Source organism: Vibrio sp. SG41-7, from assembly GCF_014164465.1.
In the GTDB taxonomy this organism is placed as follows: domain Bacteria; phylum Pseudomonadota; class Gammaproteobacteria; order Enterobacterales; family Vibrionaceae; genus Vibrio; species Vibrio splendidus.
The window spans coordinates 1-6,405 of the sequence record NZ_JACJFF010000182.1; the positions used below are offsets into that span (position 1 = coordinate 1).

The 6,405-nt window shown below is 42.8% G+C and carries 6 protein-coding genes and 4 tRNA genes; 3 read left to right on the top strand and 7 right to left on the bottom strand.

Going from position 1 to position 6,405, the window contains the following annotated elements:
- From H5300_RS24850 to H5300_RS24870, 5 genes are all read right to left on the bottom strand, one after another.
- Nucleotides 1-126, bottom strand: a 126-nt coding sequence (locus H5300_RS24850) for a GTP-binding protein (RefSeq protein WP_228842096.1), incomplete at its 3' end; no start/stop codon positions are given.
- Between the two features lie 95 nt (nt 127-221).
- Nucleotides 222-297: transfer RNA gene (locus H5300_RS24855), tRNA-Thr, on the bottom strand.
- Nucleotides 298-311: 14 nt separating this feature from the next.
- Nucleotides 312-386 (bottom strand) — tRNA-Gly (locus H5300_RS24860).
- A 38-nt stretch (nt 387-424) separates the two neighbouring features.
- Nucleotides 425-509, bottom strand: a tRNA-Tyr gene (locus H5300_RS24865).
- Between the two features lie 45 nt (nt 510-554).
- Nucleotides 555-630: transfer RNA gene (locus H5300_RS24870), tRNA-Thr, on the bottom strand.
- Between the two features lie 210 nt (nt 631-840).
- Here H5300_RS24870 and coaA point away from each other — a divergent pair.
- Nucleotides 841-1,764: a type I pantothenate kinase gene (coaA, locus tag H5300_RS24875; protein ID WP_017078366.1), complete on the top strand. Its 924-nt coding sequence runs from the start codon at nt 841-843 to the stop codon at nt 1,762-1,764.
- Nucleotides 1,765-1,771: 7 nt separating this feature from the next.
- On the opposite strand, the gene birA is transcribed toward coaA, so the two are convergent.
- Together birA and murB are read right to left on the bottom strand one after the other, a co-directional pair.
- Nucleotides 1,772-2,737 carry a bifunctional biotin--[acetyl-CoA-carboxylase] ligase/biotin operon repressor BirA gene (gene birA / locus H5300_RS24880; protein ID WP_102442565.1) on the bottom strand — a complete coding sequence of 322 codons (966 nt, stop codon included), beginning with the start codon at nt 2,735-2,737 and terminating at the stop codon, nt 1,772-1,774.
- Entirely contained in the window at nt 2,734-3,780 is a 1,047-nt protein-coding gene (gene murB / locus H5300_RS24885) for a UDP-N-acetylmuramate dehydrogenase (protein WP_102442566.1), read from the bottom strand. The genes birA and murB overlap by 4 nt, the downstream gene beginning before the upstream one ends.
- A 66-nt stretch (nt 3,781-3,846) precedes the next feature.
- Between murB and H5300_RS24890 the strand changes: the two genes are divergently transcribed.
- Nucleotides 3,847-4,278 (top strand): GNAT family N-acetyltransferase, encoded by a 432-nt coding sequence (locus tag H5300_RS24890; protein ID WP_017086923.1) that lies wholly within the window; start codon nt 3,847-3,849, stop codon nt 4,276-4,278.
- 91 nt (nt 4,279-4,369) lie between these two features.
- Nucleotides 4,370-5,710, top strand: a complete 1,341-nt coding sequence (gene pssA / locus H5300_RS24895; protein WP_182797177.1) for a CDP-diacylglycerol--serine O-phosphatidyltransferase — start codon at nt 4,370-4,372, stop codon at nt 5,708-5,710.
- Nucleotides 5,711-6,405 lie beyond the last annotated feature (695 nt).

Below are 6,405 nucleotides of genomic sequence, written 5' to 3' on the forward strand. Positions count from 1 at the left end.
ACCGCCGTACACTTTTGCAAGTGTAGTACAGATAGCAGCAGTTAGAGTTGTTTTACCGTGGTCAACGTGGCCGATAGTACCAACGTTTACGTGCGGTTTCGTACGTTCAAATTTTTCTTTAGACATGGGGTGTCCCTCTAGGTACGGATTAGGTGGCTTAAAATAAGACCACGCAACCAAAAAAAATGGTTTTCTTTATTAAAGGAGAAGAAGCTTTAGACTGGTGCTAATACCCAGAGTCGAACTGGGGGCCTCACCCTTACCAAGGGTGCGCTCTACCGACTGAGCTATATCAGCACACAAAAATGAGTTGGAGCGTGCAGCGGGAATCGAACCCGCATCATCAGCTTGGAAGGCTGAGGTAATAGCCATTATACGATGCACGCAACACGTAACTCTTTTGAGCTATTTAACCTTTAGAATATGGTGGAGGGAGACGGATTCGAACCATCGAAGGCAGTGCCGGCAGATTTACAGTCTGCTCCCTTTGGCCACTCGGGAACCCCTCCAAATTTTGATCTTTCTCTCGCTCTCTATAAATAGAAGGGAGAAAGTGGTGCCGACTACCGGAGTCGAACTGGTGACCTACTGATTACAAGTCAGTTGCTCTACCTACTGAGCTAAGTCGGCACAAGTGGGGCGCATTTTATTGAATGATTTTCCACCTTGCAATAGTAAATTGCAAAAAAGTGCAAAATTCTCTTATCAAATTCCTATATACGGTTATTTAGCTCAAGGTTTCTGCCTTTAATCCGCATCTAGTAAAGGAAGATATTTAATTTATCTATCGCTTGATGTATTTTCCATGCACTTGTTTTGTTATCCACTATAGAGTTTTGTATGAGCCCATTTATGTCATTTGACCGCGCGCAGTGGTCTGAACTAAGGAATTTAGTTCCAATGACACTTTCTGAGAGCGATTTGAAAGAGCTTCAAGGCATCAATGAAAAGCTGACAATGGAAGAAGCAGTAGAGATTTATCTACCGTTATCGCGCCTGTTAAACCTCTATGTGGCCGCTCGACAAAATAGAAACTCAGTGCTTCATCAATTTCTGGATAAGAAAGAAACTGCGCCACCATTCATCATTGGTATTGCTGGCAGCGTAGCAGTAGGGAAAAGTACAACAGCTCGTCTATTGAAAGCTTTGCTATCTCGTTGGGAAAACCACCCTAAAGTTGAGCTAGTTACGACAGATGGCTTCTTATATCCAAATGAAATATTGGAAGAAAAAGGATTAATGAGTAAGAAAGGGTTCCCTGAGTCCTATGATATCAAAGCGCTAGTCAATTTTGTTTCAGACGTAAAGGCATGTAAGCGGAATGTGACTGCACCTGTGTACTCTCATCTCACCTACAACATTACCAAGGAAGTAAAAGAGGTCGACTTACCCGATGTGCTCATTATCGAAGGGCTCAACGTTTTACAAAGCGGTATGAATTACCCACATGAGCCTCATAGAGTCTTCATTTCAGACTTCCTCGACTTCTCATTGTATGTCGATGCAGAAAGCGCTCAAATTCAACAATGGTATGTAAATCGTTTTATGAAGTTCCGTGAAGGTGCCTTCGCTAAACCTGGTTCATATTTCGGGCACTACACTAAATTATCAGATCTAGCCGCTAAGGAAAAAGCAGAAGGTATTTGGCAATCAATCAATGGTTTAAACCTAGAGCAAAATATCCTTCCGACCAGAGAAAGGGCTCACCTGATTTTACGCAAAGGCGCAGATCATATGGTTGAGGAAGTGTTACTAAGAAAATAGTAGAGCCTTAGTCTCCTTTCCTCAGCGAGATTTCTCCCCCGATATAGCTCTCTATACCATTCTCAGTTTTGAGCAGCACGGCGCCTTGTTCATCAATCCCCTGAACGACACCTTCAATTTCTCTAGGTCCAATAATCAACCTTACGTTGCGACCTAAGAAATTATCTAAGCGGTTCCACCGTTCGACAAAATTAGACATTCCTTTCAACTCATAGTCGGCAAGTGACTTGTCCCAAGCATTGATCAGAGCCTGTGCTAACTGGTTACGGTCGGGCACTTTTCCATCACAGACCTCTTTGAGAGACGTCCACGGCTGACCAATACCTGATGTTGTCGGATCCATGGACAGGTTTAGTCCCAAACCAATAACAATATGAGCAGCGCCACCAGACTGTCCTGACAACTCGACTAAAATACCCGCGAGTTTCTTGTCATTATGGTAAAGATCATTCGGCCATTTCAGTTTAACGCCTTCAACACCCATCTCTTCCAAGGCTTCAACAACAGCAACGCCAACGACAAGGCTTAATCCCATAGCGGCAGCCATACCTGCATCAAGCCTCCAATACATTGAAAGGTAAAGATTTGCACCAAATGGCGATACCCACTCTCTTCCACGACGTCCACGACCTGCAGCTTGATATTCAGCAATACAGACCGACCCCGATTCGAGGGTATTAGTACGCTCTAACAGGTGTTGGTTTGTTGAACCTATGATTGGAATGAGTTCAAGAGAAGCATCACGACTCACAGCAGACAATTTTTCTTGGTCAAGCATATCTAAACGACTGGCTAGCTTATAACCTTTGCCTTGTACTCGATAGATATCTAACCCCCACTCTTGGATACCTTTAATGTGCTTACTGATAGCCGCTCGTGATACACCGATCATTTCACCTAAGTCTTCACCAGAATGAAACTCACCATCGGCAAGACATCTCAATAGTGCAAGCTTGGTACTGTGCTCTCTCATGCCAATGACTCCAAAGCTTTATCTAGGTTTGTCTCGCAGTCTCGTCCCATAAAACGCACTTCATGTTCCAATCGAATATCGAATTTATTCAAGACTGATTGACGCACTCGCTCTGCAAGCTTAAGGATATCCACAGCAGAAGCCTCATCATAATTGATGATAACTAATGCTTGGTTTGGGTGAACTTGAGCCCCACCTTCTGTCACGCCTTTGAACTGGCATTGATCAATCAGCCAACCTGCAGCTACTTTGATCATGCCATTACTCTCATAGCCGACAATGTTGGGATATATAGCTAACAGGCGATCAAAATGATCTTTGATGATCACAGGGTTTTTGAAGAAGCTACCCGCATTGCCTTGGACTCTAGGATCTGGCAACTTACTTGAACGGATAGCGCATACTTCATCAAATATAGTACGAGGCGAGAGAGTTTCAGCCGGTAGGCTTTTTAACGGACCATAGTGATTACATGGTTTCCACTCTTTAGGTAGGGTCAAACCAATCGCAACAACAATCGCTTTGCCATAGAGAGCGTGCTTAAAAATAGAATCTCGGTAGCCAAAGAGACATTCCTCTTTGCTTAACCGCTTAACTGTATAAGTATCCAGATACAGAATATCAACATATTCGCATACGTCTTGCAGTTCAACACCATACGCACCAATATTCTGAATAGGAGCAGAACCTGAACAACCAGGTATCATTGCGAGGTTTTCTAGACCACCCAGACCTTTATCAACACTCCACTCAACCAAGCTTGGCCAATCCTCACCACCACTCACATGCAGAAGGTGATGACGGTCCGTCTCGGTCAGCTCAATCCCAGCTAATTTATTCACAATGATCAAACCAGCGAAATGCTTGGTAAAAAGCATATTGCTGCCCTTACCCAGAATTAACTTAGGTGAAGTTGACCATTTAGGATTCCTATAAACCGAAATCAGTTCGTCGATCGTAGTTACTTCAACCAACGCATCACAGGTCTGATCGATAGAAAAAGTATGAACATTTTTTAAACTAGCATTGAGATGGAATTGCATGGCGATATTCAATTAACTTACACTGCCATCATTCTACAGCAGATAAACCAATGGCGCAGTGACTGAATGAACAATGTCATCATTACTCAATTAGACCCAGTAAAGGTTCCCCTAGTTAAACGTTTCTATAAGGAACATTATCCAACGGGAAAAGCGAACAAGAGTGAACTGATCTATTCGTTATTACTAGATAACGAACTTTGTGGTGTCGTGCGTTTTCGCACCATTGAAGATAACCGCTTACTTACTGGTATGGCGATATCAAAACAACATCGTGGTAAGCAATTAGGCTCTCTGCTTATGGCCTATTGTGCGAAACATACGTTAACAGCAAGCGATTATTGCTTTGCTTATGCTCATCTCACCAACTTTTACTCTCGACACAAGTTCATGCAAGTAGACCCAAAAGATCTTCCTAATGGCCTAAGAGTTTTGTACGAGCGCTATTCAAATAGCGGAAAAGATCTCATTCCTATGCATTATCAGCAAAATTGTTAGAGAATGCCTCGATTATCTAGTATTTGATGCCATCCCTTTGGTAAAATTAAAGGTTCGTAATTTTGCATATTTTTAAGGTAAAACAGTCAATATGATTGCCAGTAGGAATCCATTCATACAGTTGCCAACCATAGCGCAGAATCCTGACAAGTTTGAAGTACTACTATCAGCGCAAGAGTTTAGAGCTCGCTTACTTGATGAGATATCTCGCGCAACAACTCGTATTAGTTTAGTCGCTTTGTATCTTGAAGATGATGAGGCTGGCCGTGAGATCCTAACTGCCTTATATGAAGCAAAGCAAAAGAATCCAGAATTAGATGTGAGTGTGTGTGTCGATTGGCACAGAGCTCAACGTGGATTGATTGGCGCAGAGTCTTCTGAAGGCAATGCAGCCATGTATAAAGAGTTTGCGGTAAAATATCAGCACTCTGTACCCGTCTATGGCATTCCAGTTCGCGGCAAAGAAGTCTTTGGCGTATTGCACTTAAAAGGCTTTATCGTCGATGACAGCGTGATATACAGCGGTGCAAGCCTTAACAATATCTACCTGAACTACCATGACCGCTATCGCTTTGATCGTTACCACGTTTTAAACAACGCAACGCTTGCTGATACGATGTTTACATACGTACACGAACAGATGGTTTCAGACATTGCTGTTTATGATTTGGCTGATAAGAACAAACCAGCTACCAAAGAACTGAAACCTGCAATTCGTCAGTTCCGAGCATCGTTAGCAAGATCTCAATATCAATTCGATGGTCAAGATGTTTCTCCCGAACAAGTCGCTGTGACACCATTGGTAGGTATCGGCAAGAGACGTAACCGTCTGAATCAGGGAATCAATCAACTTGTCGCTCAGGCTAAAGACGAGATATTCATTTGTACGCCTTACTTCAACTTCCCACCTAGTCTAGCAAAAGAAGTAAAGAGAGCGCTTAAACGTGGCGTGAAGGTCAGTATTGTTGTTGGTGATAAGACAGCCAATGACTTCTTTATTTCCCCAGAGGAAGAGTTTAAAACGATTGGTGGTTTACCATACCTTTACGAGCTGAACCTGCGTCGTTTTGCTAAAGCCAACGAAGCTCATATTGCTAGTCGTAACCTTTCGATTCGACTTTGGCAACACTATTCAAATAGCTTCCATCTAAAGGGTATTTGGGTCGATAAGCGCTACATGCTTCTAACAGGTAATAACCTAAATCCTCGAGCATGGAAACTGGATCTAGAAAACGGCATCTTTATCCAAGATAACTACCATCACTTAACAGACAAGTTCCAGGCTGAAGTAGATAATATTCTTCAACACACTCAGCTAATATGCACTTATAAGCAATTGGAGAAGGTTGAGAGCTATCCGATGGAGGTTCAGAAGTTGATTCGTAAGATCACTCGTGTCAAAGCCGATAGAGTCCTTAAACAAATATTGTAGTAGATGTATTAAAGTACTAATTATCAACGCCTAGCAACCGTTAGGCGTTTTTGTATCTGCGAGATAAGTTTGTTTGATGTAATTTCGCTATTTACTCAAGACCAGTGCCAACGCTTAAATCTCCAAATATCTACCTTTCTTAGTCAGCCTAATAATTAAGATGCGGCTATCAGATACAAATAACAACCAAGTCAGATACCAACTCAATCGACAATTACTTTCTATATCCTACGCCACTCACTACAGCGAGGAACTAGCGTGATAGATCCCCCCCCTTATGCTCAGTTGTGCTTAGATTAGTCTAATTTGAGACTCCGTTATCTTTAGAGGCTGTAGCAAAAAGAATTAGAAGTAACCATCTCAATTCGTCAGGTTTAAATGTAAAACAGCACGAGCCTCCCACTATCTAGAGATACACCTCAATATGTAGCGATAACGTCAGTAACCAAAGTCCAAAAACTAATACGTCAGAAACGACGAAAGCCTAGTCGTCAGACTAGGCTTTCTAATAAGTAGTGGAATGGACGGGGTTGCGGACTTCAGGCAAACCCTTTGTAGGACTCGTTCGGCCGAAGGGCAAAACACTTTTCTTGAGATGTAAAAAAGCCCTGCTATTTCTAGCAGGGCTTTTCTAATAAGTGGCGGAGTGGACGGGACTCGAACCCGCGACCCCCGGCGTGACAGGCCGGTATTCT

Excerpts from the sequence above, each read along its gene's own strand:
- coaA (WP_017078366.1), top strand. The coding sequence starts at position 841 with ATGAGCCCATTTATGTCATTTGACCGCGCGCAGTGGTCTGAACTAAGG.
- birA (WP_102442565.1), bottom strand. The coding sequence starts at position 2,737 with ATGAGAGAGCACAGTACCAAGCTTGCACTATTGAGATGTCTTGCCGAT.
- murB (WP_102442566.1), bottom strand. The coding sequence starts at position 3,780 with ATGCAATTCCATCTCAATGCTAGTTTAAAAAATGTTCATACTTTTTCT.
- H5300_RS24890 (WP_017086923.1), top strand. The coding sequence starts at position 3,847 with ATGAACAATGTCATCATTACTCAATTAGACCCAGTAAAGGTTCCCCTA.
- pssA (WP_182797177.1), top strand. The coding sequence starts at position 4,370 with ATGATTGCCAGTAGGAATCCATTCATACAGTTGCCAACCATAGCGCAG.